Source organism: Actinoplanes sp. NPDC049316 (genome assembly GCF_040677315.1).
Classification (GTDB): Bacteria; Actinomycetota; Actinomycetes; order Mycobacteriales; family Micromonosporaceae; genus Actinoplanes.
The window spans coordinates 380,137-404,967 of sequence record NZ_JBFAQM010000005.1; the positions used below are offsets into that span (position 1 = coordinate 380,137).

The window sequence follows — 24,831 nt, forward strand, 5'->3', positions numbered from 1 at the left end:
GGGTTCTCCGCGCCGTCCGGAGGACCAGGCGTCGGAAGGAGTGCAGATGGCTCGCCCCCGGATCGTCATCGTCGGCGCCGGTTTCGCCGGCTTCGAGGCCGCGCGGAGCCTCTCCCGGCTCGCGCGCGGCGCCGCCGACATCGTGATCGTCAATCCCACCGACTACTTCCTCTACCTGCCGCTGCTGCCCGAGGTCGCCGCCGGCATCCTGGAGCCGCGCCGGGTCACCGTGTCGCTCGCCGCGACGCTGCCCGGCGTCCGGGTGATCCTCGGCGAGGTCGACGGCCTGGACCTGGCCGCGCGGACCGTCTCGTACGCCGACCCCGACGGCGGCAAGGGCAGCATCGGCTACCACCGTCTCGTGATCGCCGCCGGCAGCGTCAACAAGCTGCTGCCGGTGCCCGGGGTGACCGAGTACGCGCACGGCTTCCGCGGCATCCCCGAGGCGCTGTACCTGCGCGACCACATCACCCGCCAGATCGAGATGGCCGAGACGGCCGAGGACCCGGCCGAGCGGGAGGCCCGGTCCACGTTCGTCGTGGTCGGTGCGGGCTACACGGGTACGGAGGTGGCCGCGCAGGGAGTGCTCTTCACCGAGGCGCTCACCCGGCACCGCCCCGGGGTGCACCCGCGCTGGTTGCTCCTCGACACGGCCGACCGGGTGCTGCCCTCGCTCGACCCGCGCCTCGCCGTGGCCGCCGGCGAGGTGCTGCGCGGCCGCGGGGTGGAGGTGCTGCTGAAGAGCTCGGTCGAGGAGGCCGGCCCGCACGGCGTACGGCTCAGCGACGGCGACTTCGTCCCCACCCGGTCGCTGATCTGGTGCGTCGGCGTACGCCCCGACCCGCTCGTCGCCGATCTCGGGCTGGAGGTTCAGCACGGCCGGCTGGTGGTGGACGAGTTCCTCACCGTCCCCGGACACCCCGACGTGTACGCCATCGGCGACGCGGCGGCCGTACCCGACCTGACCCGCCCCGGCGAGGTCACCGGGATGACCGCGCAGCACGCCACCCGCCAGGGCAGGACGGCCGCGCACAACATCGCCGCCTCGTACGGCAAGGGCCGGCGCCGCGCGTACAAGCACCACGATCTCGGGTTCGTGGTGGACCTGGGCGGCCTGGACTCGGCGGCCGACCCGCTCGGCGTGCCGCTGCGGGGCTTCCCGGCCAAGGTCGTCACCCGCGGCTACCACCTGCTCTCGATGCCGGGCAACCGGATCCGGGTGGCGGCGGACTGGCTGCTCGACGCCGTGCTGCCGCGGCAGGGGGTGCAGCTGGGGCTGGTCTCGGCGGCTGCGGCGCGGGAGCTGCGAGCCGCGTCTCATTCGCTGCTCAGCGGTCGGAAGCCGGCCGCAATTCTCCCTACGATCACGCTCCAGGCGCCGGTCGACGATCGGCAGAGGCACGGGGAAGGACCGGCGGATGTCGGCTACAGCAACAGAGGCAGGAATACCCGAGCGCGACGCGGGGCCGCACCCGCGCCGCTGGGCCGCCCTCGGGGTCATCGCGATCTCGCAGCTGATGGTCGTGCTCGACGCGACGATCGTGAACATCGCGCTGCCCAGCGCGCGGGCGGATCTCGGCATCACGGTGGCCGACCAGCAGTGGGTGGTGACCGCGTACACGCTCGCGTTCGGCGGCCTGCTGCTGCTCGGCGGCCGCATCGCCGACTACTGGGGCCGCAAGCGCACCTTCATGGTCGGCGCCATCGGCTTCGCCGCCGCGTCGGCGATCGGCGGCCTGGCGACGAGCGGGCCGCTGCTGTTCGGCGCCCGCGCGCTGCAGGGCGCTTTCGGCGCGCTGCTCGCGCCGGCCTCGCTCGCCCTGCTGACGGTCCTGTTCGTCGAGGCCCGCGAGCGGGCCAAGGCCTTCGCCGTGTACGGCGCCATCGCGGGCGGCGGCTCCGCGGTGGGCCTCCTGCTCGGCGGCGTGCTCACCGAGTACGCGAGCTGGCGCTGGTGCCTGCTCGTCAACATCCCGATCGCGCTGGTCGCCCTGGCGCTGGCGATCCCGCTGGTCCCGGAGAGCAAGGCGCACGGCGACACCACGTACGACGTTCCCGGCGCGATCGTGGTGACCCTGGGCCTGGCCTCGCTGGTGTACGGCTTCACCGAGGCCGCCAAGCCGGACCAGGGTTGGGACTCGAGCACGACGTGGGGCTTCATCGGCGCCGGTGTGGTGCTGCTGATCCTGTTCGTGGGCATCGAGCGCCGCACCCGCAACCCGCTCCTGCCGCTGCGCATCGTCCTCGACCGCAACCGCGGCGGCGCGTACGTGACGTCGATGCTGGTCGGCGCGGGGCTCTTCGGCGCGTTCCTGTTCCTCACGCTGTACCTGCAGAACGTGCTCGGCTACACGCCGCTGCGCGCGGGCTTCGCGTCGCTGCCCGTCACGGTCGGTGTGCTGATCTCCGCGACGGTCGCGTCGAACCTGCTGCCACGGACCGGCCCCAAGCCGCTCATGATCGTCGGTCCGGTGCTGGCCGCGGCGGGCATGATCTCGCTGCGCTTCATCGACCTGGACACCTCGTTCTGGGCGCATCTGATGCCGGCGCAGGTGCTGCTGGGGCTGGGCCTCGGCTTCACGTTCGTGCCGCTGTCGAGCCTGGCGCTGGTCGGCGTCCCGCAGCACGACGCCGGCGCGGCGAGTGCGGCGCTGAACGCGACCCAGCAGGTCGGCGGCTCGCTGGGCACCGCATTGCTGAACACGATCGCCACGAGCGCGATCACGGCGTACCTGGCGGCGCACCCGCCGCGCAGCCCGCAGGAGGGGCAGCAGGCCGCACTGTCGGCGCAGGTCGACGGGTACGCCGACGCGTTCACCTGGGCGGCGGCGCTGATCTTGCTGGCGTCCGTGGTCACCGCGGTCTTCATCAAGGTCAGCCGGGAGGACCTGCCGGCCGGCGAGGCCGTGGCGCACGTGGGGTGACCGCCGTCCCGTTTAGCCCATTCTGGGGAGTTTGAGCGATTCGGGCGGCGATTCGGCCCGGCCGGTGTAGGCGATGAGCCGGGGCAAAACGGCTTTACAAGTCATAATTCGGGCATGGGATCTTGTCGTGCACTCTCCACGGCGGTGGCCGGTCTGCTGAGCGGTGCGCTGCTCGGCGTACCGGCCGCCGCCGCCACGCCCGCCGCGTCGGCGCACGCGGCCGCCGTCCGGGCAGCGGCCGCCATGACCGCGGCCGCCGCCACCGCGAGCGCGGTGAGCGGCAGGGTGGTGGCGCGGTACGGCTTCGACGGCGGCCGGTCCAGCTCGATCCGCGACGAGTCGGGCCGCGGGCACACCCTGCGGCTCGTCTCCGGCAACGGCGGAACGGTCCGCGCCGTGCCGCACCGCAGCGGTCAGGCGTTGCGCTTCCCGGCCAAGTGCGGCGCCGGCACGAGGTGCCCCCGGGCCGCCCTGCAGAGCCCCAGCTCGGCCGACCTCAACCCGGGTACCCGCAACATCTCGTTCGGCGCCGAGGTCCTGCTGGCCCGCAGCCAGACGAGCAAGGGGCAGAACATCGTCCAGAAGGGCTACTCGACCACGAGCAGCCAGTGGAAGCTGCAGATCGACGGCGCCGCGGGCCGGCCCAGCTGCGTGCTGGTCGGCGCCGGCCCGGGCATCAAGATCGTCCGCAGCTCGGTCTCGGTCGCCGACGGCAGCTGGCACACCGTCGAATGCCGGCGCACCGGCACCGCGCTGCGGGTGATCGTCGACGGCGCGGTCCGCGGCAGCCGGGTCATCTCGGCGAAGCTGTCCATCGCCAACAGCCGCCCGCTGAGCATCGGGGCCAAGGGCGCGTACGCCGACAACGACCAGTTCCAGGGCATCCTCGACAACATCTGGGTCCGGATCGGCTGACGGGACGGTCGTCAGGAGCGGCCGGCGCCCAGCCCCGTCGCCATCGCGGTGACCAGCTGCGCGTCGGGGGTGTCACCGGACAGCTCCCAGGCGAAGGCGCCCCCGAGGCGGTTGCTGACGGCGTACGCCATCTTGGTCTTGATCGTGTCAGGGGTGTCGTAGCTCCACCAGCGGTCGCCGCAGAAGGCGTAGGCCGTGCCGCCGATCGTGCCGGTCGGCGGGCAGGTGCGGCGCAGCACGTCGTAGTCCTCGAGGCCCTTCTCGTAGCGGCCGCGCGCCGGTCCGGTCGCGCGGCCGCCCGGCGCCGCGGCCGACACCCCGGCCCACCCGCGGCCGTAAAAACCGACGCCGAGCAGCACCTTCTCCGGCGGAACCCCCAGATCCAGGAGGCCGCGCACGGCGGCGTCGGTGGTCGCGGTCTGCCGCGGGATCCCGGGGTACGCGGTCAGCGGTGAATGCGGCGCGGTGGGCCCGGCGCCGCCGCCCGTGCCGAAGAAGTCGTACGTCATGGCGCTCAGCCAGTCGGCGTCCCGCGCGACCGCGGCGTAGTCCGTGGCGCGCAGCTTGCCGAGGTCGGCGGGCACGGCGGCGCTGATCACGGCGTCCGGGCCCAGCGCGCGCCGCAGCGCCGACACGATCTCCGGCAGCGCCCGCGGGCCGCTCTCGTCGCAGCTCAGCCCGCAGGCGTTGGCGTACTCCCAGTCCACGTCGATGCCGTCGAAGAGCCCGGCCCAGCGCGGGTCGCGGAGCAGACGGGCGCACGAGCGGGCGAAGGCGTCCGGGTCCTTCGCGGCCTCGGTGAACCCCCGGGAGCCGGTCCAGCCGCCGAACGACCAGAGCACCCGCAGCCCCGGATGGCGTGCCTTGAGCTTGCGCAGCTGCCCGAAGTTGCCGCGTAGCCGCTGCCCCGGCGCGTCCGCGGCACCGTCCACACTGGCCGCCGCCGCTATCGGTCTGCCCTGGTCGGCCCACGTGTCGCCGGTGCTGCAGGCGCCGTCGGTGACCTTGCCGAAGGCGTACACGAGATCGGTGAGCCGGCCGGCCGCGCCGGAGGTCTCCACGTCGCGCACCTGGAAGTCGCGGCCGTAGACACCCCAGTCCGTGAAATACGCGACCACGCGCGGCGCCGGGCGCGCGGCGGGCGTGGCCGACGGCCCGGGATCCGGCGTGTCCGGTGCCGAGCAGCCGGCCAGCAGCGCCATGGCGGCGAGAACGGGTACGACCCGCACGCGGGCCTCCCCATCCCTCGCAGGTCCGGCGAACCTATCTCGACGGCGACGTGGACGGCGTGGCCGCTAACCCGATCGTGTAGTCCTGGATCGTGTAACACGCCTCGTCGTCGGTCGCGTCCGCCGCCGGGTCGATCGTGATGCGCACCGGGTGGGCGTCCGCCGGGTCCCGATCCACCCGCACCACGTCGGCACCCGCGCTCTTCGCCTTGGCGGCCTCTTCCTCGAGCTGCTGCAAGGTGGGCACGAGGTTCGCGATGCGCAGCATCAGGGCCCGCTTCGCCGCCTGGTCCAGGCCTTCCGCGTGGGCCACCTTGCCGTCCTCCACGGTGACGCGGAACCGGCCGATCAGCGCGCGCTCGCCGCACTCGGAGCTGAGGGTGAACGCGTACTTGGCCGGGGGCGTCCAGGTCGCCGGCGCCGCGGCCGGGGTGGCGGGCTCGGCGTTCGCGCAGCCGCCCAGGAGCACGGCCAGAGTCGCGTACGGAAGAAGACGGCGCACGGGTTCCTCCAGGGAGTCGACGTACCCGGTCCGACGGCCACGGCCGCGGCACGGTTCCAGTGCCCGTTCCCGACGCGGTCGGCGCAGCTGCGACGCATTGTGCGATCGTTTTCTCGTGGCCGTACAACCAGGTGGCAGGCGCAGGGACGAGCTGCGCGCGCTGTTCGCCTGGCCGCGTGTCTACGACCGGGTGAAGGCGGTCATCCGCAACGGCGTGACGACCTTCGTCGTGCTCACCGTGACGCTGTGGCTGATGCCGGGCGTACGCGCCACGGACGTCGTCGACACCATGGGCCTCGTCCTGCTCGTCGCGCTGGTCGGCGCGGTGCTGCGGCCGCTGCTGCTGGCCGGGATCATCGCGCTCGGCGGCTGGGGCGCCATGCTGTTCGGGGTGGTGGCCCAGGTCACCGTGATGGCGGTGGCCCTCGAGCTCGACCCCTCGAAGCGGCTCAGCGGGTGGCCCACCGTCGGGGTCGCCGCGCTGCTCGCGGTGGTCTGCGCCGCGATCTTCGACTGGATGGTGGACAGCGGCACCGAGGACACCTTCATCAAGGAGGCCCGGCGGCTCATGCGCGGCATCCGGCGCCGCCAGGCCCGGCAGGCCGGCGGCCGGCTGCTGACGCTGCGCCGCCCGCGGCCGGGCGCCGAGCCGGGGCTGCTCATCATCCAGCTGGACGGGGTCAGCGAGCCGGTGCTGCGCTGGGCCGTCCGCGCGGGGAATCTGCCGACCATCGGCCGCTGGCTGCGCTCCGGCACCCACGCGATGCGCGGCTGGCACACCGGCCTGCCGTCGACCACGCCCGCCTCCCAGGCGGGCATCCTGCACGGCGCCTCCGGCAAGATCCCCGGCTTCCGGTGGTACGAGAAGGAGGCCGGCCGGCTGATGGTCTCCAACCGCCCCCGCGACGCCGCGGTGATCGAGCCGCGCCTCTCCGACGGCCGTGGCCTGCTGCGCGACGGCGGAGTCAGCATCGGCAACGCGTTCTCCGGCGACGCCGCGATCAACCTGCTCACGGTCAGCCATGCGGCGCTGCCGGGACGCTCGGCGCGCGGCTGGGCGGCGTTCATGGCGAGCCCGTTCGGCTTCACCCGCGCGCTGGTCCTCGGCGTCGGCGAGGTCTTCACCGAGCTGCACCAGGCCCGCCTGCAGCGCCGCCGCAACCTGCAGCCGCGGGTCAGCCGGTCCGGCGCGTTCCTGGCGCTGCGGCCCGCCTCGATGCTGCTGCGCGACGTCAACGTGTCGCTGGTGGCCGAGCAGATGGCCCGCGGCGCGCCGGTCGTGTACTGCGACCTCGTCGACTACGACGAGGTGGCGCATCACGCGGGGCCCGCCCGGCCGGAGACGATGCGGCAGCTGGAGAGCCTCGACCGGATGCTCGGCGTGCTGGAACGGCTGGGGGCCGAGGCGGCGCGGGCGTACCGCATCGTGGTGGTCTCCGACCACGGGCAGAGCCAGGGCGCCACGTTCCGGCAGCGCCACGGCGAGACGCTCGACCAGGCCGTCGCGCGGTTCTGCGAGCCGGACCCGGCCGAGGCGCCCCGCTCACCCGCCGAGCAGGAGGCGACGAAGGAGCCGGAATACCCGACGTCGCCGGTCGCTCCGGTGCTGGTGGTCTCTTCGGGCAACCTGGCGCTGATCTACCTGACCCGGTATCCGCAGCGGCTGGACCGCGCGGGCATCGAGCGGGTCTACCCGCGGCTCATCCCGGGGCTCGCCGGGCATCCCGGCATCGGGCTCGTGGTGGTGCAGGACGAGGACGGGCCGATCGCGTACGGCTCCGCCGGCAGTCACCGGCTGGCGGACGGCACCGTCGAGGGCGTGGACCCGCTGCTGCCGTACGGCCCGCTGGCCCGCGCCGACCTGCTGCGCCACCAGCGCGCGGAGCACGTCGGCGACCTGGTGCTGATCAGCACGGTGGACCCGGTGACCAGCGAGGTCGCCGCGTTCGAGGAGCTGGTCGGCTCGCACGGCGGGCTGGGCGGCTGGCAGACCGAGGCGATGCTGGTGCACCCGGCCGAGTGGCAGATCACCCAGGGCGACCTGGACGGGCCGGACGCCGTGCACCGGCAGCTGGTGGACTGGCTGGACCTGCTGGGACTGCGGACGCAGAGCCCGCGGCAGGACGAACTCACCGCGGCCGGCACGCCGGCGGCCGAGGAGTTCGCGGTCGCCGGGGAGGACCGCGACGGCGCGGCGGCGCGACTTTCACACAGCCGTGATGGTTGATTGAAATGTGCGTTTCATCCACTTTGCTCGGCGGGCGTTGCTGACCGCGCTCGCCGCCACCACCCTGGTCACCGCCTCCGGACCGGCCCCCGCGCTCGCTGTCGGCGCCGGCCCCGACAAGGCTCCGCTCTTCAACGGCTCGGTGTACGCGATCGCGTACCGCGGCGCGACGGCGTACGTCGGCGGGTCGTTCACCAGCGTCAGCTGGGGCGGACGCACGTACGCGCGGGCCCGCCTCGCCGCCTTCGACGCGTCCTCCGGCGTGCTGCTGCCGTGGGCGCCGACGGCCAACAGCACCGTACGAGCCCTCGCCGTCAGCGGCTCCGCGGTGTACGCGGGTGGCGACTTCACCAGCGTCTCCGGCCGCTCCCGGGACAACCTCGCCCGCCTCGACGCGGTCAGCGGCGCGGTCGGCGCCTTCGCGCACCGGGTCAGCGGGGCGCCGTACGCCCTCGCCGCCGGCAACGGCCGGCTCTACGCCGGTGGCAGCTTCACCGCGGTGGACGGCTCGGCCCGGCGCAACCTCGCCGCGTTCTCGCTGTCCAGCGGCGCCCTGGACCGCGGCTGGCGGCCCAGCGCCGAGGACTCGGTGCACGCGCTGGCCGTCACCAGCTCGCGGGTCTACGTGGGCGGCGCGTTCCACCAGATCAACGGGGTCAGCCGGACCCTGCGCGTCGCGGCGCTCAGCCCGTCCGGTGGGGCCGTCGACCGTGGCTTCCTGCCGACGGCCCCGGCGCAGGTCAACGGTCTCGCCACCGACTCCGCCGGGGTGTACGCGGCCACCGGCGGCCAGGGAGGCCGGGCGATCGCGTACACCGCCGGCGGCGCGATGCGCTGGCAGCGGGTCTTCGACGGCGACGCGGCGGCCATCGCCACGCTGGGCGGGACCGTCTACGTGGGCGGGCACTTCGACCGGGCCTGCACGACCGTCAACAACGGCGCGCACGGCGCCTGCACCGACGGCTCGGTGTCGCGCGTCAAGCTCGCCGCGATCAGCGGAAAGGGTGTGCTCACCGGCTGGGCGCCGCAGGCCAACGGCGTGATCGGCGTCCGGGCCCTGGCGGTGGACCGGAGCCGCGGGGCGATCGGCGCGGGCGGCGATTTCACCACGATCGGCGGCCAGAACCGCAAGCGGTACGCGTCCTTCCACTGACCGGGGGCCCGGCGCAGGTGCTCACTGCTGGAGTCTGGCCAGCGTGAGCACCTCGCCGCGGATCCCCCAACCGCCGTCGGCGACCTCGTCGACCAGCACCATCGTGTTGGCGCGGACGTCGTCGCCGAAGGCCTCGGCGTACATGTCGGTGACCTTGGTGATGAGCTCCTCCTTCTGCGCGTGGTCGAGCAGGCCGGCGGGCACCTTGAGATTCGCGAACGGCATGGTGTCTCCTTCGTCGTGGTTACCGGCTCCACGATCACCGGCCGCCCGGGGCGGAACCAGGGGACACCAACCCCTGGATGAGCCTTGCCGGTGCGGCGACACTGGGCAGATGGATCTCCCCGAGCTGGGCGCCTTCCTGCAGTCCCGGCGCGCGCGGATCACGCCCGCCGAGGTCGGTCTGCCGCCCGGCCCGCGCCGCCGCGTCGCGGGCCTGCGCCGGGACGAGGTCGCGGTGCTCGCCGGGGCGTCGGTGGACTACTACACCGAGCTGGAGCGCGGTCGCGGCGCGCAGCCCTCGCCCCAGATGCTCAAAGCGCTGGCCCGGGCCCTGTGCCTGGGCCAGGACGAGCGCGACTACCTCTTCCGGCTCGCCGGTCACCTCGCCCCGCCGCCGCGGTCGGCCACGCCGCAGGAGGTCCAGCCGGCCCTGCGGTCGCTGCTCGACCGCCTCGACCGCCACCCCGGCCCGCGTCCTCACCGATCTGCACGAGACCCTCGCGCAGAACGACCTCGCCACCGAGCTGCTCGGCGAGCCCGAGCCGGACAGCTTCGTCGAGCGCTGGTTCACCGACCCGGCCGCCCGGGACGTCTACCCGGCCGAGGACCACCCGCATCACTCCCGCGTGCTCGTCCACGACCTGCGCGCGGCGGTCGCCCGCCGCGGTCCGCACACGGACGCCTCCGACCTGGTGGCCCGCCTCCGCGAGGCCAGCGCCGAGTTCCGCGCGCTGTGGGAGACCGGCGACGTCGCGGTCCGGCGCGGCGACCGGAAACGCATCAACCATCCGGTACGCGGCACCCTCACGGTGATCTGCGAGAACCTGTTCAGCGAGGACGGCCGCCAGCGCCTCCAGTTCTTCACGCCCTTGCCCGGTGTAACACAATGAGCCGGTGCGGATCACGACGCTCGGCCCGCTGGCCGTCGACGGCCGGCCGGTGCGCGGGGAGCGCCTCGCCGCGGTGATCCGCGAGCTCGCCGCCGCCCGGGGCCGCCCGGTCTCCGCGGCCGCGCTCGTCGACGCCGTCTGGGACGGCGATCCGCCCGAGGACGCCACCGGCGCGGTGCAGGCGCTGATCTCCCGGGTACGCCGCCTCGGCCTGCCCGTGGTGGCCGGGGCGGGTGGCTACCGGGTGCCCGCCGACCAGGTCGAGATCGACGTCGTCGCCGCGCGGGCGCTGGTGGACGAGGGCCGTGCCGCCCTGAGCGCCGGCGCGGTGCCGGACGCGCGCCGAGCAGCCGAGCAGGCGCGCGGGTTGTTCCCGGAGGTGCCGGAGCTGACCGGCGCCGAGACTCTCCGGCTGTTCGGCGACGTCGCGGCGCTGCGGGCCGGTGTGGCGCTGGCCGGCGGGGGCCCGTACGACGAGGCGGACCTGCGGCTGCTGGCCGGGCGTACGCCGCCGGACGAGCCCGCCGCCGCGCTGCTGGTCCGGGTGCTGGCGGCGCAGGGCCGAGACGCCGAGGCGCTGGCGGTGGTCGACGACCTGCGCCGCGAGCTGGCCGACCGGTACGGCACCGACCCGTCCCCGGTGATCGCGGAGGTCCACCTGGCTCTGCTGCGCGGGCAGCTCAAGCCCGCAGCGGCGCCCCGCCACCCGGCCCGCGCCACGATGCCGCGTTCGTGGCAGCGTCCCGGCACCGCACTGGTCGGCCGGGACGCCGATGTGACCGCCGTGGAGGAGGCGCTGCGCGAAGCGCCGCTCGTGACGATCGTGGCGACCGGAGGCGCCGGCAAGACCCGGCTCGCGGCCGAGGTGGCCCGCCGCGCGCCCGGCCCGGTCCGCGTCATCGAGCTGGCCGGCGTCCGGGCACCGGGCGAGGTTCTGCCCGCGGTCCTCGCCGCGCTGGGCGGCGCCGAGACGGCCGTGGCGGCACCGGCGCTGAGCCGGGACCGGCGGGTGCTGAGCCCGGAGGAGCGGCTGCGCGCGGCGGCGCCGGAGCTCGACGGGCTTCTCGTGCTGGACAACTGCGAGCACCTCCTGGACGCCGCGGCCGCCGTGGTCGCCGACCTGCTCGCGGTCGCCTCGCCGGAGCTGGCGGTGCTGACCACGAGCCGGGCGCCGCTCGGGCTGGCCGGGGAGGTCGTGCACCGGCTGCGCATGCTGCCCGACGCGGAGGCGTTGAACCTGCTGGAGACCCGGGCCCGGGCCGGTGGCGCGCCGTCCACCTGGGACGGCCGGCAGGCGCTCGCCCTGTGCCATCGTCTCGACAATCTGCCGCTCGCCCTCGAGCTGGCCGCCGCCCGCCTGCGGCACATGCCGCTCGAGGATGTCCTGACCGGCCTCGACGACCGGTTCGCGCTGCTGGACGACGCCCTGCGGGGGCTGCCCGAGCGGCACGCGAGCCTGTGGGCGATGGTCGACTGGAGCCGCGAGCTGCTCAAGCCCGCCGACCAGGAGCTGATGCAGCGGCTGGCCGTGATCCCCGCCGCGTTCACCGCCGGCACGGCGGCCGCCGTCGCGGAGGTGCCCGACGTACGCCGGGGACTGGCCGTGCTGGTGGAGCAGTCCCTGCTCACCCTGGAGGACGGCGACGGCGGTCCGCCGCGCTACCGGATGCTCGAGACCGTGCGCGAGTACGGCGAGGCCCGCCTCGGCGACCGCGGTGCGGCGATGGCCGGCCTGGTCACGTGGGCCCGCGCCCGCTCGGTGGAGCTGGCCGCCGGCCAGATCGGGCCGCGGCAGCTCGAGGTGCTCGCCGCGACGGCCCGGGACCAGGAGAATCTCACCGCGGCGCTGCGCTGGGCGATGGACCACGACGACGAGGCCGCCGTGGTCGACGTGAGTGCCGCGCTGTTCTATCTGTGGCAGGTCCGGGGCCTGCACGTCGAGGTCTCCGGTTGGGCACGGACGCTGCTGCACATCGACGACCCGGTCGCCCGGACCCGCTCGGCGCTGGCCGGCGGGCCGGCCGAGGGCAAGGAGCCGCCGGACGCCGACCGGCTGGCCGGGCTGTGCCTGATGCTGGGGATCAACGCGGGCATCACCGGCCCGGTACGGCTCTCCGTCCTGGCCCGGCGCGCCCTGGACCGGGTCGTCAAGCAGCGGTCCGCCGAGATCTCGTCGCGCTACCTCGCGCTGGCGGCGCAGCTTCCCCGGCTCGACCCGTTCGACTCGCGGGAGGGACTGGCGGGCGCCGAGACGCTGATCGGGCACCCCGACCCGTACGTGCAGGCTCTAGGGCTGTTCATGCGCGCGGTGCTGCGGGACAACGGCGGCATGCCCGAGGAGTCGCTGGCCGACGCCCGGACCGCGTACGCCCGCTTCGAGGCGGTCGGCGACCACTGGGGCATGGCGATGGCGGCCGGCTCGATCGGGCAGGCGATGCCGCCGCGGCATGACGAGGCGGTGCGGTGGCTCAGGCGCGGAGTGCAGCACATGGAGATGCTGGGCGCCGCGCAGGACGCCCGGTCGTTCCGGGTGGTGCTGGACGGGCAGCTCGCCCGCGCGGGCGACGCCGAGGCGGAACGCCGGTTGCACGAGACGGTGACGTCGGGCCACGCCGAGCCGGAGCAGGTCGCTCAGGCGTACCTCGGCCTCGCCCACGTGGCGTGGCAGCGGCGGGAGCACGACGAGGTGCTGCGGTACGCCGACGCGGTGATCGGGACGTTCGGCGGGTTCACCGAGCCGATGCCTCAGCTGCGGGTCTTGTTCGCGGTCACCGTTGCCGCCCTGTACGTGACGGTCGCCGGTGAGCGGCCGGTCGAGGGGGCCGACGCGCGGGCGACGGCGCTGCTCGCGCAGGTCCGCGACGAGGGGCTGCCGCTGCAGGACGCCCAGTTCGCGGGCGGGTGGGGGCTGGGCGGGGCGGTGCTGGCCGCGTACCGCGGGGACGCCGACAGCGCCGGGGAGCTCTGGGCGGCGGCACGCCGGATCGGCGCGTACGACCGGATGATGTTCCCCTCCGGGGACAGCGGCCGGCTGGCGGTGGCCCTCGGGGACGAGGACCACCGCCGGGCGTTGCTGGCCGCCTGCGCCGACGAGACCGTGGCGGCGACCGTCGCGCGGATCCACGAGCTCATGGCCCGCCTGCTCAGCTAGCCTTCCGCCGGTACGCCCGCAGCGCCAGCGGCATGAACACCACGACGAACCCGGCGCACCAGGCGAGCGTCCACCACACGTGGTCGCCGATCGGCGTACCGAGGAAGAGTCCCCGGGTCGCGCCGACCAGGTGGGTCAGCGGGTTGACGTCCACGAAGCCCTGCATCCAGCCGGGCAGCGTGTCGGTGCCGACGAAGACGTTCGACGCGAAGCTCAGCGGCATGATCAGCGCGAACATCAGGCCCTGCACCGCGCCGGGGGTCCGGACGTTCATCGCGACGAAGACCGGCAGCCAGCTCAGGCACAGCGCGAAGAGTACGGCGAGCAGGCAGCCGGCGAGCGCGCTCAGCGGGTCGGTGGTGATGCGGAAGCCCATCACGTACCCCATCGCCAGGGTCACCCCGGTGACGATCACGTAGCGGACGATGTCGCCGAGCACCGCGCCGACCAGCGGGGCCGACCGGGGCACCGGCAGCGACCGGAACCGGTCGAAGATGCCTTTCTGCAGGTCGGTGTTGAGGTTGACGCCGATCGCGATGCAGCCGGTGGCGATGGTCTGCGCGAGGATGCCGGGCAGCAGGAACTGCAGGTAGTCGTGGGTGGAGCCGGCCACCGCGCCGCCGAAGATGTACACGAAGATGACCAGGAACAGCGCCGGCTGCAGGGTCACGTCGATGAGCGCCTCGGGCGTACGCGCGGTCTTGATGAGGCTGCGTTTCGTCAGGGCGAGTGAATGCCGCAACAACCTCAGCGGGCGTTTCCGGGGTACGGCCTCGGCCGGCACGACCGGGTTGGAACGGGGCGGCTCGGTGGCGATGGTGGTGGTCATGCGGCAACCTCTTCCTTCTCGTGGTGGGGAGCGCCGGTGAGGGTGAAGAACACCTCGTCGAGGCTGGGGAGGTGCAGGGAGAGCTCGGTGACGGGTACGCCCGCCCCGGCCAGCCGTGCGACCGCCTCGGTCAGCGCCGCGTCACCGGCCACCGGGACGGCGAGGACGCCCTTGCGGATCTCGTCGGCCGCCGCGCCCGTCGAGACCTCGGAGAGGATCGCCGCGGTACGCCCCAGATCGGCGAGAGCGGCCGGGCGTACCTCCAGCGTCTGGCCGCCGACCACCCGCTTGAGCCCGTCCGGGGTGTCGTGGGCGATGACCCGGCCGTGGTCGATCACGGTGATCGCGTCGGCCAGCGCGTCGGCCTCCTCCAGGTACTGCGTGGTGAGCAGCACCGTCGCGCCGCCGGTGACCAGCGTGCGGACGACGTCCCACATGTCCTCGCGCTTGGCCGGGTCGAGGCCTGTGGTGGGCTCGTCGAGGAAGATCACCTGAGGTGAGCCCACCAGGCTCGCGGCCAGGTCGAGGCGCCGCCGCATGCCCCCGGAGTACGTCTTCGCCATCCGGTCGGCCGCGTCGGTCAGGTCGAACCACTCGAGCAGCTCGGCGGCCCGCCGCCGCGCGCCGGCCCGGCCGAGATCGAGCAGCGTGCCGAAGAGCTCCAGGTTCTGCCGGCCGGTGAGGTCCTCGTCGACGGAGGCGTACTGGCCGGTGAGGCCGATCGCCTGCCGGACCCGCTCGGCGTCGCGCACCACGTCGTGGCCGGCGATCCGCGCGGAGCCGCCGTCGGGGGTGAGCAGCGTGGACAGGATGCGCACGGCGGTGGTCTTGCCGGCGCCGTTGGGCCCCAGCACCCCCAGCACCGTGCCGCGCGGTACGGCCAGGTCGACGCCCTGCAGCGCCTTCGTCGCGCCGAAGCGCTTGACGAGGCCTTCGGCCTCGATCACCAGGTCTGTTGTCATGCCGCCCAGCGTGCGCGGCGCCGCTGACACGGCGCCGACATCGCGCCGACACGGCCTGACAGGCTCCTACAAGCCGCGGTCGCGGATCTGCCGCTCGATGACGGTCCAGTAGCGTCCCGGCGCGAACCGGGCCAGCAGGTCGGCCAGCTTCGCGACCCGGGTGATCACCAGCCGCGGCTTGCGGGCCTGCACGGCCGCGACGATCTGCCGGGCCGCCTCCTCCGGGGGCAGGGTCAGCGCCTTCTCGGTGAACCGTTCGATCTGCGCCGCCTGCCGGCCGTCGACGTCGGGCCCGCTGAGCCGCGCGTTGCGGGCGATGTTGGTGCGTACGCCGCCCGGGTGCACCACGGTCACGCCTACGCGGCCGGCCAGCTCGTGCCGAAGCGCCTCGGAGAAGCCGCGGACGGCGTACTTGCTCGTCGCGTACGCGACCTGGGCCGGCGGCGCGATGAGCCCGAAGAGGCTGGAGATGTTGACGACGTGCGAGCCGGGGCGGCCCATCAGCTGCGGCAGGAACGCCTTGGTCAGGCGTACCACCGCGTGCAGGTTGATCTCCATCAGCCAGTCGAAGTCCTTGAGGCTGACCTGGTCGAACGTGCCGCTGAGGGCGACGCCGGCGTTGTTGACGAGCAGGTCCGCGCCGCCGTGCCGGGCGGCGACCTCGGCGGCCAGGTCGGCCCGGTCGCCGCCGTCGGCCAGGTCGATCACGAACGTGCCGACCTGCGCGGCGCCGATCTGCCGGGCCGTCTCGGCGACCCGCGCCAGCCCGTCGGCGTCCTTGTCGACCAGCACGAGCACCGACCGGCGCTTCGCGAGGTCCAGGGCGAGCGCGGCGCCGATGCCGCTCGCCGCGCCGGTGATCACACACGTACGCCCCGCGAACGCGAATCGCTCCATCGATCGATTATCGCGGCAGGGCGGCGCACCGGGCCACATGTGACGCCTACTGGTCGCACAGGCCGCGCACAGGCCGCCCGGTCACGGTGGTTCCAGCAGCGCCGAACCGAACCCGAGGAGACGTCGAACCCGATGACCGTCAACGACCGCCCGACCGACAGCATGCAAGCCCGGCCCGCGGACGAACCTACGGTGATCGACGCCTATCCGGTCACCGCGGGCTCGTCCGGCGGGCCGCCGGAATGGCATCCGCCGGTGACCGCGCAGCCCGCAGAGCCCGGCGCACCACGCAGGGGAGCGAGGGGCAAGCTGGTGCTGGCCGGCGCTGTCGCGGCCGCGGTGGTCGCGACCGCCGGGGTGACGGCCGCAGTGGTCGGTTCCGGAGGCGAGGGCGGCGGTACGACCAGCGCCGCGGCCGGCGGATCGTCAGGGGACCAGGGCTCGCGGGACCCTCAGGACGGGGGCCGAGGGCTGCCCGGCGGCGGTGACCGCGGACAGTTCGGTCGCGGTGGCGGCGGCGGTCCCGGCATGGCCGCCGCGCTGCACGGCACGTACGTCGTGCCGGACGGCAACGGCGGCTACGTGACCCAGGAGACCCAGACCGGCACGGTGTCGGCGGTCAGCTCGACCTCGATCACGGTGAAGAGCGCGGACGGCTACAGCCGGACGTACGTCGTCGGTGGCTCGACGACCGTGGACAACGGCGCCGACCAGATCTCCGACGTGCAGAGCGGGCACACCGTACGGGTCGTCGCGACGAGGTCCGGGGACACGGCCACGGCCACCGCGGTCATCGACTCCGACCTCGCCGGCGCACAGCAGCGGGACGGTGGCGGGCTGTCGCAGGGCGGGCCGGATGACGGCGCGGCGCCGGATCAGGGCACGCAGGGTGGGGCCGCGACCGGTACGTGAGGACCCGGCCGCGGGAGCCCCGAGGGCGGCGCCCCGGTGCTGCGGTTGTCCCGCCTCGGTGACGCGTACCTGGAAGAAGCTCAGGATCGCGCGGTCTTGCGCGCGGCAGTGCGGCGGGCCGTCGCGGTGCTCGCGGTCTCCCGCTCGGGCTGCGGATCCGGGGCCGAGGCCGCCCGGTCCCGTTCCTTCTCGCGGCGGATCATGTCGGCCAGCAGCTGCTTGTCGTACTTCGCCTCGGCGGTGCGGGCCTTGTCGCGCGCCTTGCCCGCCTTGAGCGCGGCCTTCTTGCGGTCCTTGAGCAGCTCGGCCCGCCGCTGGCGTGCGGCCTTCAGCGAGCGCTTCAGGCGGGCCGCCTCGTCGACGGCGTTGCGCAGCGACTGCCGCTGTTGCAGCGTCAGGTCGGCGATGGTCCGCAGCTGGTTGTCGAGGTCGGTCACGGCCGCCTCGGCCCGCTCGGCGGCGGCGCCGGCGGCACCGGCGCGGTCCCGGCGGCGGTCGAGTGTCCGGTCGGTCACAGTCATCACTCCCATCCGGTTCTGTTTCAGCGGTACCCGGACGGGTGACGGTCAAGCCTGCGAGTCGACTTCCACCGTATCCTCGGCGGCGGCCCGGGCCCGGCGCCGCCTGATGTGGCGCATGTGCAGGGCGACGTACGCGCCGATCGCGAGCACGATCGCGATGAGCGCCCACCACTTGTACTTGTGCGCGTGGTCGATGATCTCGACCAGGTGGGTGCCGAGCAGGTACGCCACCGTGGTCCACCAGCCCACCCAGAGCGCGGCCCCGATGGCGTTGTACAGCAGGAACGTGCGCCACGGCATCGCGGTGATGCCCGCGATCACGCCGTTGAGCTGCCGCAGCCCGTCGATGAACCGGGCCACCACGACGACCCGGTTGCCGCGCCGGGCGAAGAACTTCTCGGCCCGTTCGAGCCGCTCGGGCGTGATGAAGATGTACCGGCCGAACCGGTGCACCGCCTTGCGTCCGCCGCGGACGCCGATCCAGTAACCGACGTTGTCGCCGAGCACCGCCGCGACGAAGGAGATCGCCGCCACCGCGAAGATGTCGAGCCGCCCCCAGCTGGAGTAGATCGCGGCCGCAACCATGATCGTCTGACCGGGCGCCGGCACGCCGAAGCTCTCCACCCCGATCACGCCGGCCACCGCCAGGTAACCCCAGTTGTCCAGGATCGGGGCCACCCCGTGCAGGAAGCTCGGCAGGTCGTCGGTGGGCGGCATGGGTCCTCAAGCGCTCCCGTCATCGGTGTGGGGCGGCGGCCCCTTCGGCCTGACACGGTATCCGCCGGGCGGGCGGCCAAACACGGGTGTGCCCCGACGATCCCTCGCCGGGGCACCCCATGTCGTGCTTACGCGGTGATAGCAACCGCTATGCAACGAAGGTTAGTTCTGCGGTGGCACATCGCCCGGGCCGCTGCCCCACGTACGGCTCGGGGTCGTGCCCAGGGTGTAACTGAGCTTCGCGCCCTTGGTGACCGCCGACGCGGGAAGCCAGCCCTTGGTGGTCGACCTGCCGTCGACCGTCAGCTTCTGCACGTAGATCGCCTTGGCGTCGGTACGCGGCGCCTCGATCGTCAGATCCGCGCCGCTGCCCAGGTGCACCACCGCGCGGGGGAACAGCGGGCTGGTCAGGGCCAGCTCGGCGCGGGTCGGGACCGTGGGGTAGAGGCCCAGCGCGGAGAAGACGTACCAGGCGCTCATCGTGCCGGCGTCGTCGTTACCGGGGATGCCACCGGTGCCGTTGCTCCATTTGCCGTCGATGATCGCGCGGACCGTCTCCTGCGTCTTGTACGCGGCCCCGAAGTAGTTGTAGAGGTACGGCGTCTGGATGTCCGGCTCGTTGGTCGCGTCGAACTTCGTGCCGCTCGTGGCGCTCAGGTCGAACGTGCCGTCCGGCTTGCGGAAGAAGCCGTCCAGCCGCTCGATCGCCGTCGCGTTACCGCCCATCTTCTCGGCGAGCGTCACCACGTCGGAGTACACCATCCAGGTGTACTGGGCGCTGCTGCCCTCGACGAACCCGGTGCCGGTGGACGGGCTGAAACCCTCGGCCCACGTGCCGTCGCTGTAGCGGTCGCGCATCCAGCCCACGGCCGAGCCGTCGGCCGGCACCGGGGTCGGCACGGCCGGGTCGGCCAGCTCCAGCTCGGCGAGCTGCACGATCGGCGCGCCGCCGTTGGCGGTCACGTTCAGCCGGTAGTACGCGTACGGCTTCGGGTCGCTGACCTCGTACTCCTTGGTCTGGCCGCGCTTGTCGAAGCTCTCGCCGGAGCGGGAGTCGATCGTCGTCCACGTGCTGCCGTCGGCCGAGCCCTGCAGCTGCCAGTCCTTCGGGTCGCGCTCGGGTACGTCGTTGGCGGAGGTGATCGCGTACCGGTTGACGGTCAGCGGGGAGCTCAGCTCGGCCTGGATCCAGCCGGTGGTGGCGAAGGTGAGCCACTTGGTGCCCTTGTCGCCGTCGAAGGCCTGCGCCTTGCCCTCGAACGGGGCGTTCTCGGCGCTGGCCTGGATCTCGGTGATCCGTTCCCGGATGTTGTGCTCGAGACCCGGGTCGGCCTTGGCCTGCGGATCGAACACGTTGCGCCAGTTGTGCGAACGCTCGAGGAACTGCGCGTGCTTCTCGTCGTCGCCGAGCGCCTTGGCCAGCTGCGCGATGCCGTAGTCGGCCGCCGCGTCCTCGAGGGTCTCCGCCGCGCCGCCCCAGCAATGGCAGTCGTCGGCGGGGACGTAGCCGAGCTTCAGGTACTTGTCGAGCGCCGGGCGCTGGCCCACGCACTCGACGTTGCAGCCCGCGTCGCTGGAGTCGTTGGCCGTCGGCACGGTGGCCGCGTGCACCAGCGAGTCGAACGCGCCCTTGACGTCGAAGTCGCGGGCGCCGAAGGCGTGCATGCCCGCCACGGCTGCCGCCGCGGGGTCGCCGGACATGACCGCCGTCTTGCCGTGCTGCAGCAGCCACCGGTCCCACTCGCCGTCGCGCTGGGTGGCGTAGTTGAACAGGCTCTGCGCGTAGTCACTCGCCATCTTCGGGTCGAGCAGCGCGAGCAGCTGGACCTGCGCCCGGTACACGTCCCAGCCGGAGAACGTCCCGTATTGCGCCTTCTGTCCTGTGGATAACGTGTGGATTTCGTCGTCCGCGCCGTAGTAGCGGCCGTCGACGTCGCTGGTCAGCGTCGGCTCGAGCATCGAGTGGTACAGCGCCGTGTAGAAGGTGGTCTTCTGATCCTCGGTGCCGCCGCCGATGCCGATCTTCTTGAGCCGCTGCGACCACGCGGCTCGCGCACCGGCCTGGATCGCGGCGAAGCTCAGCCGCTCCGGCGACTCCGCGGCGAGGTTGTTCTGCGCGCCGTCGAGGCTCACGTACGAGATGGCGACGCGCATGCTCACGCTCGTCGTGCCAGGTGCGAAGGTCACGTACCCGCCGGAGCCCTTGTTCGGGTTCGGCCGGCCGGTGGAGCTGTAGCCGCTGCCACCCTGAGCGTCCGTGCCGCCGGGGGTGAGCGTGGTGTCCTTCCACGTGCCCGTCGCCGCGAACGGTTTGTCGAGCTTCGCGACGAAGTGCAGCGTGTAGTACGCGTGCGAGTTGTTCGTGCTCTGCGGGCCGCAGAAGTTGCCCGCGCTCACCGAGCCGGTCACCGTCTGCGTCGCCGGGTCGATGTGGACGGTCGCGTCCTCGCTGCCGGTCTCCGACAGCGACGTGCGGAACAGCAGGCTGGCCGGCTTGTCGGCGGGGAACGTGAACTTCCCGAACCCGGTACGCGGCGTCGCGGTCAGCTCGGCCCCGGCGCCGCTGTCCAGCCCGACCTTGTACCAGCCCGGCTTGGCGGCCTCATTGGCGTGCGAGAACGTGCTGGCGTACACGGCGTCGGTCGCGTCCGCGGTCGGCGACCCGGCGACCTCGCCGACGTGCGGCATGATCGGGATGTCCCCGTTGGCGCCGGAGCAGCCGACGCCGCTGAGGTGCGTCAGGCTGAGCCCGCGGATGCGCGTCGCCGTGTACTGGTAGCCGCCCGGCGCGGGCGTCGACAGCTGGTTGCCGCGCGAGGTCTGCGGGCTCCACGCCAGCATGCCGAACGGCGTGACCGCTCCCGGGTACGTGTTGCCGAGGTTCGTCGTGCCGATGAACGGATTGACGTACGACGCCGGCTCCGCGACCAAGGGCGGTAAGGGCGCGGCGGCCTGCGCGGCTGCGCCGATCGGTACGGTCAGCGCCACCCCGGCCAGGGCGGCGGCGGTACGGAGTCCGAGCATGCGGGTCCCCCTGATGACATCGATGTCAGACCATGTCGGAGGTCAGCCTCCATCGACTTGATCCGATGTGTCAACCGCCTGCGCGAAGGTGTACGCCCGGTGAACTCGGACCGTGGTTGAACCGTCGCCCGGCGAGATCCGTTCCCCCTCCTGGAACGTTCGCCACGAGGAGGACCCCGTCTTGTCTGTGTCCCTGCGGGAAGTGCTGGCCACCCGCCTGCGCCGGCCGGCCTCGCCGCCCTCCCCGGACGAATCCCCCTCCACCTGCGGCGATGAGTCGTCCCCCGCGGCCGCCGAGCCGGCTGCGGAGTCCGCCGCCGAGCCGGCCGCGGAGACGGCTGCGGCGCCGGCCGCCGAGGAGCCGGCCGCGCCCGCTGAGCCCGTTCCCCCGCGCAGCCGGCTGCGGCGGATCGGCGGCCGGGCCCTCACGGCCGGCGCGATCGCCCTGATCTTCGCCGGGCTGATCATGCCGAACATCGTCAACCGCCTGGAGCGCCCCGGCACCTACTTCCGCCTGCCGATCGAGGGCTTCGTCGCGCTCGGCCTGCTGCTGGTCCTGCCCGGCCGCTGGAAGCGGATCGTCGCCGGCGTGCTCGGCGCCGGACTCGGCCTGCTGATGGTCGAGAAGACCGTGGACATGGGCTTCTACCAGGTGCTGGCCCGCCCGTTCGACCCGGTCCTCGACTGGGTGCTGCTCGACGACGCCGAGGCGTTCCTGCGGGACTCGGCCGGCCAGGCGGGTGCGATCGGCGCGCTGATCGGCGTGATCGTCCTCGTGCTGGCGATCATGACGCTGACCACGCTGGCGGCGCTGCGCATCGCCCGGGTGGCCGCGACGCACCGTACGGCGACCGCGCGGACGGCCCTGGCCGGCACGGCCGCCTGGGTGGCCTGCTTCGCGCTCGGCGTCCAGGTCTTCGGCACCATGCCGGTGGCCGCCCGTGCCAGCGCCATGTACGCCTGGGACCGCGCCCACATGGTCCGCGGTGGCATCCGTGACGAGGCCGACTTCGCCCGCGAGGTGAAGGTCGACGCGTTCGCGAACGTGCCCGGCGACCAGCTGCTCACCTCGCTGCGCGGCAAGGACCTGCTGCTCACGTTCGTGGAGAGCTACGGCCGCTCGGCGGTCGAGGACCCGGTGCTCAACGCCGGGACGGTCAAGGTCCTCGACCAGGGCACCGCGACGCTGACCAAGGCCGGGTACGCCGCGAAGAGCGGCTGGCTGACCTCTCCGACCTTCGGCGGCGGGAGCTGGCTGGCCCACTCGACGCTGCTGTCCGGCCTGTGGATCAACAACCAGCAGCGCTACCGCAACCTCACCTCGAGCGAGCGGCTCACGCTCACGAGCCTGACCCGCAAGGCGGGCTACGACACGATGAGCGTCATGCCGGGAGCGACCCGGGCGTGGCCGGAGGGCAACTTCTACGGGTACAACCGCGTCTACGACTCCCGCAACATGGGGTACGCGGGCCCGCGCTTCGGCTGGGGTCCCCAGCCCGACCAGTACACGCTCTCGTGGCTGCAGAAGAACGTCCACGGCCCGTCGCACGCGCCGCTGTTCGTCGAGATGCCGCTGGTGTCCAGCCACACCCCGTGGGCGCCGATCCCCAGCATGATCGACTGGAACGACGTGGGCGACGGCTCGGTGTACGAGAAGATCCACGCCAATGCGAAGAAGCCCGGCGCGGTGTGGAAGGACCCGGCGAAGGTCAAGCGCGAGTACAGCCGGTCGATCCAGTACACGCTGTCGACGCTGATCTCGTACCTGGAGAAGTACGGCGACGACAACACCGTCATGGTGTTCCTGGGCGACCACCAGCCCGCACCGATCGTGGTCGGCGAGGACGCCAGCCACGACGTGCCCATCACGATCGTCGCGAAGGACCCGGCCGTGCTCGACAAGATCGCCGATTGGGGCTGGACCGACGGCCTGCGTCCCGCCGCGGACGTGCCGGCGTTCCCGATGAACCAGTTCCGGGACAAGTTCCTGACCGCGTACGGCCCCTCGGGTGACGTGGCCCGGTCCCTGTCGCCGCCGCGCCGCTGACCGGCGCCGCAAGCGCGAGCGTTGCTGGCCGGCGCCTACCCGGTGCTCCTCGGCCGGCCGGCCCTGACCTTCGCCGAGTGGGCGCGCGACCACGCGGCGACTTCCGCTGAGGAAGGCCCGGCCCGGACGGTTCACTCGCCGAACGGGCCGAGACCGCCGGGCTCGCCGTCAGGCCAGCACCCGCCAGGTGTGCGGCTCCAGGGTGACGGTGCCGCCGCCCGGGGCCGGCACCTCGGCGGGTTCGTCCGCCACGTTCAGGGCCATGACCAGCCGGTGCCCGTCGGCCGACGCCTCGTAGACGAACTGCTCGTTGGTCAGATGCAGGGTCCGGGTCACCGCGCGGTGCAGCCACGGATTGCGGCGGCGCAGGGCGATCAATTCCTGGTGTACGTGGTACAGCGGGCGGCCGAACGGCGCGAGGTCTGCGGGCTTCTCCGGGAACGGCGGGCGGACCGCGTCGTCGCCGCTCGCCCGGTCCTCCTTCACCCCGCGGAAGCCCTGCTCGTCGCCGGAGTAGACGCTGGGCGTCCCGCCGACGGTCATCAGGACGGCGACGGCCAGCGGCACGTCCCGCTCGTCGCTGAGCCGGCTGGCGAGCCGCGTGACGTCGTGGTTGCCGGTGAACGTCTGCGGCACGAAGGCGGCGAGGAAGTCGTTGTGCCGTTCCATCGCCCAGCTGAGCTCGAAGAAGTTGCGGGACTCCAGGGCGCTCCAGATCGCCTTCCAGAGCTCGTACTGGGTGACGGAGTCCACGGTGGAGCGGTTGACGAAGTCGGTGTAGTCGCCGTGGATGACCTCGCCGAAGACGTACGCCTCGGGGAACTCGGCCCGCACCCGGGGCAGCACCCTGGCCCAGAACGCGGTGGGGACGGCGTACGCGGCATCCAGTCGCCACCCGTCCGCGCCGCGCCGCAGCCAGTGGATCATCACGTCGGCGACATAGTCGGCGACGGCGGGCTCGAGATGGTTGAGCGCGACCAGCGCGCCGTGCCCCTCGAAGGTGGCGTACTCCGGCTCGCTGCGCCCCTCCCGCCACGTCAGCCGGAACCACCCGGCGGTGGGCGCCTCCCGGCCGCGGGTGAGCACGTCCTGGAAGGCGGGATGCCCGCGGCCGACGTGGTTGAAGACCCCGTCGAGCAGCACCTTCAGCCCGCGCTCGTGGGCGGCGGCGATCAGCGCGTCGAAGTCGGCGTCGTCGCCGAGCCGCGGATCGATGCGGAGGTGGTCGACGGTGTCGTAGCCGTGCGTCTCGGACGCGAACACCGGTCCGAGCATCAGCCCGGAGGCGCCGAGCTCGATGACGTAGTCCAGCCACGCGTCGAGCCGTCGCAGCCCGCCGTTGTCGTGCTCGGGGTAAGCGCCGGCGAAGCCGAGCGGATACACCTGCCACCACACGGCGTGCTGCACCCATCCGGCCTCGGTCATTCGATCACTCTACGGTGGCGGGGGCGTCGGCGCTTGAGTGCACGGGGGCGGACATGGCGAACGCCGGCCCGAACCGGACCGGCGTTCTCGGTGGTGCGAAGGTCAGAGCGCCTCGGCGGCGAGCTGGGTGCGCAGCTTGGTCAGGGCCTTGGTGAGCAGGCGGCTGACGTGCATCTGGGAGATGCCGATCTGCTCGGCGATCTGCGACTGGGTGAGGTTGCCGTAGAAGCGCAGGGTGAGGATCTTCTGTTCGCGCTCGTCGAGGCCGGCCAGGGCGGGGCCGA

Annotated in this window: 18 protein-coding genes and 2 pseudogenes; 9 read left to right on the forward strand and 11 right to left on the reverse strand. The window is 73.2% G+C overall.

Going from position 1 to position 24,831, the window contains the following annotated elements:
* Positions 1–46: 46 nt before the first annotated feature.
* The 3 genes and pseudogenes from AB0K03_RS10975 to AB0K03_RS10985 form a co-directional block, all read left to right on the forward strand.
* Positions 47–1,294: pseudogene (locus AB0K03_RS10975) on the forward strand (NAD(P)/FAD-dependent oxidoreductase); the annotation flags it as partial.
* A 124-nt stretch (positions 1,295–1,418) separates the two neighbouring features.
* Complete coding sequence (locus AB0K03_RS10980) at positions 1,419–2,924, forward strand: MFS transporter (RefSeq protein WP_364683015.1); 1,506 nt, start codon at positions 1,419–1,421, stop codon at positions 2,922–2,924.
* 114 nt (positions 2,925–3,038) lie between these two features.
* Positions 3,039–3,839 (forward strand): LamG-like jellyroll fold domain-containing protein, encoded by an 801-nt coding sequence (locus AB0K03_RS10985; protein ID WP_364683017.1) that lies wholly within the window; start codon positions 3,039–3,041, stop codon positions 3,837–3,839.
* A gap of 11 nt (positions 3,840–3,850) precedes the next feature.
* Here AB0K03_RS10985 and AB0K03_RS10990 read toward each other — a convergent pair whose 3' ends face one another.
* Entirely contained in the window at positions 3,851–5,068 is a 1,218-nt protein-coding gene (locus AB0K03_RS10990; RefSeq protein ID WP_364683019.1) for a glycosyl hydrolase family 18 protein, read from the reverse strand.
* A 34-nt stretch (positions 5,069–5,102) separates the two neighbouring features.
* On the reverse strand, positions 5,103–5,570 hold the full coding sequence (locus tag AB0K03_RS10995; protein WP_364683021.1) for a DUF6174 domain-containing protein: 468 nt from the start codon (positions 5,568–5,570) through the stop codon (positions 5,103–5,105).
* Between the two features lie 115 nt (positions 5,571–5,685).
* On the opposite strand from AB0K03_RS10995, the gene AB0K03_RS11000 reads away from it, so the two are divergent.
* Both AB0K03_RS11000 and AB0K03_RS11005 read left to right on the forward strand, forming a co-directional pair.
* Positions 5,686–7,797 (forward strand): alkaline phosphatase family protein, encoded by a 2,112-nt coding sequence (locus tag AB0K03_RS11000; RefSeq protein ID WP_364683023.1) that lies wholly within the window; start codon positions 5,686–5,688, stop codon positions 7,795–7,797.
* A 7-nt stretch (positions 7,798–7,804) separates the two neighbouring features.
* Positions 7,805–8,950, forward strand: coding sequence for a hypothetical protein (locus AB0K03_RS11005; RefSeq protein WP_364683025.1), 1,146 nt, complete (start codon positions 7,805–7,807; stop codon positions 8,948–8,950).
* A gap of 21 nt (positions 8,951–8,971) precedes the next feature.
* Here AB0K03_RS11005 and AB0K03_RS11010 read toward each other — a convergent pair whose 3' ends face one another.
* Positions 8,972–9,175 carry a 4-oxalocrotonate tautomerase family protein gene (locus tag AB0K03_RS11010; RefSeq protein WP_364683027.1) on the reverse strand — a complete coding sequence of 68 codons (204 nt, stop codon included), beginning with the start codon at positions 9,173–9,175 and terminating at the stop codon, positions 8,972–8,974.
* Between the two features lie 109 nt (positions 9,176–9,284).
* Between AB0K03_RS11010 and AB0K03_RS11015 the strand changes: the two are divergent.
* Both AB0K03_RS11015 and AB0K03_RS11020 read left to right on the forward strand, forming a co-directional pair.
* Positions 9,285–10,038 (forward strand): annotated as a pseudogene (locus tag AB0K03_RS11015) (helix-turn-helix transcriptional regulator); the annotation flags it as partial.
* 28 nt (positions 10,039–10,066) lie between these two features.
* Positions 10,067–13,213, forward strand: a complete 3,147-nt coding sequence (locus tag AB0K03_RS11020; protein ID WP_364683029.1) for a BTAD domain-containing putative transcriptional regulator — start codon at positions 10,067–10,069, stop codon at positions 13,211–13,213.
* Here the strand turns inward: AB0K03_RS11020 and AB0K03_RS11025 are convergent.
* From AB0K03_RS11025 to AB0K03_RS11035, 3 genes are all read right to left on the reverse strand, one after another.
* A complete protein-coding gene (locus AB0K03_RS11025; protein WP_364683031.1) occupies positions 13,206–14,042 on the reverse strand; it encodes an ABC transporter permease in 837 nt (278 codons plus the stop codon). The genes AB0K03_RS11020 and AB0K03_RS11025 overlap by 8 nt on opposite strands.
* Entirely contained in the window at positions 14,039–15,004 is a 966-nt protein-coding gene (locus tag AB0K03_RS11030) for an ATP-binding cassette domain-containing protein (RefSeq protein ID WP_364683033.1), read from the reverse strand. Before AB0K03_RS11030 ends, AB0K03_RS11025 begins: the two co-directional genes overlap by 4 nt.
* Positions 15,005–15,070: 66 nt before the next feature.
* Entirely contained in the window at positions 15,071–15,901 is an 831-nt protein-coding gene (locus AB0K03_RS11035; protein WP_364683035.1) for an SDR family NAD(P)-dependent oxidoreductase, read from the reverse strand.
* Positions 15,902–16,033: 132 nt separating this feature from the next.
* Here AB0K03_RS11035 and AB0K03_RS11040 point away from each other — a divergent pair, with 132 nt between their 5' ends.
* The gene (locus tag AB0K03_RS11040; RefSeq protein ID WP_364683037.1) at positions 16,034–16,813 is read left to right on the forward strand and encodes a hypothetical protein; all 780 of its coding nucleotides are present in this window, start codon (positions 16,034–16,036) and stop codon (positions 16,811–16,813) included.
* A gap of 80 nt (positions 16,814–16,893) precedes the next feature.
* On the opposite strand, the gene AB0K03_RS11045 is transcribed toward AB0K03_RS11040, so the two are convergent.
* The 3 genes from AB0K03_RS11045 to AB0K03_RS11055 all read right to left on the reverse strand — a co-directional run bounded on the left by AB0K03_RS11045 (position 16,894) and on the right by AB0K03_RS11055 (position 21,075).
* The gene (locus tag AB0K03_RS11045) at positions 16,894–17,328 is read right to left on the reverse strand and encodes a hypothetical protein (protein ID WP_364683039.1); all 435 of its coding nucleotides are present in this window, start codon (positions 17,326–17,328) and stop codon (positions 16,894–16,896) included.
* A 51-nt stretch (positions 17,329–17,379) separates the two neighbouring features.
* Positions 17,380–18,051: a DedA family protein gene (locus AB0K03_RS11050; RefSeq protein ID WP_364683041.1), complete on the reverse strand. Its 672-nt coding sequence runs from the start codon at positions 18,049–18,051 to the stop codon at positions 17,380–17,382.
* Positions 18,052–18,213: 162 nt separating this feature from the next.
* Positions 18,214–21,075 (reverse strand): GH92 family glycosyl hydrolase, encoded by a 2,862-nt coding sequence (locus AB0K03_RS11055; RefSeq protein ID WP_364683043.1) that lies wholly within the window; start codon positions 21,073–21,075, stop codon positions 18,214–18,216.
* Positions 21,076–21,262: 187 nt separating this feature from the next.
* Here AB0K03_RS11055 and AB0K03_RS11060 point away from each other — a divergent pair, with 187 nt between their 5' ends.
* Positions 21,263–23,122 carry a sulfatase-like hydrolase/transferase gene (locus tag AB0K03_RS11060; protein WP_364683079.1) on the forward strand — a complete coding sequence of 620 codons (1,860 nt, stop codon included), beginning with the start codon at positions 21,263–21,265 and terminating at the stop codon, positions 23,120–23,122.
* 168 nt (positions 23,123–23,290) lie between these two features.
* On the opposite strand, the gene AB0K03_RS11065 is transcribed toward AB0K03_RS11060, so the two are convergent.
* Positions 23,291–24,547 (reverse strand): alpha-amylase family glycosyl hydrolase, encoded by a 1,257-nt coding sequence (locus AB0K03_RS11065; protein WP_364683045.1) that lies wholly within the window; start codon positions 24,545–24,547, stop codon positions 23,291–23,293.
* Between the two features lie 102 nt (positions 24,548–24,649).
* Positions 24,650–24,831, reverse strand: a 182-nt coding sequence (locus AB0K03_RS11070) for a sigma-70 family RNA polymerase sigma factor (protein ID WP_364683047.1), incomplete at its 5' end; no start/stop codon positions are given.

Coding starts and splice junctions, on each gene's coding strand:
- AB0K03_RS10980 (WP_364683015.1), top strand. CDS start 1,419: ATGTCGGCTACAGCAACAGAGGCAGGAATACCCGAGCGCGACGCGGGG.
- AB0K03_RS10985 (WP_364683017.1), top strand. CDS start 3,039: ATGGGATCTTGTCGTGCACTCTCCACGGCGGTGGCCGGTCTGCTGAGC.
- AB0K03_RS11010 (WP_364683027.1), bottom strand. CDS start 9,175: ATGCCGTTCGCGAATCTCAAGGTGCCCGCCGGCCTGCTCGACCACGCG.
- AB0K03_RS11025 (WP_364683031.1), bottom strand. CDS start 14,042: ATGACCACCACCATCGCCACCGAGCCGCCCCGTTCCAACCCGGTCGTG.
- AB0K03_RS11030 (WP_364683033.1), bottom strand. CDS start 15,004: ATGACAACAGACCTGGTGATCGAGGCCGAAGGCCTCGTCAAGCGCTTC.
- AB0K03_RS11035 (WP_364683035.1), bottom strand. CDS start 15,901: ATGGAGCGATTCGCGTTCGCGGGGCGTACGTGTGTGATCACCGGCGCG.
- AB0K03_RS11040 (WP_364683037.1), top strand. CDS start 16,034: ATGACCGTCAACGACCGCCCGACCGACAGCATGCAAGCCCGGCCCGCG.
- AB0K03_RS11050 (WP_364683041.1), bottom strand. CDS start 18,051: ATGCCGCCCACCGACGACCTGCCGAGCTTCCTGCACGGGGTGGCCCCG.
- AB0K03_RS11055 (WP_364683043.1), bottom strand. CDS start 21,075: ATGCTCGGACTCCGTACCGCCGCCGCCCTGGCCGGGGTGGCGCTGACC.
- AB0K03_RS11065 (WP_364683045.1), bottom strand. CDS start 24,547: ATGACCGAGGCCGGATGGGTGCAGCACGCCGTGTGGTGGCAGGTGTAT.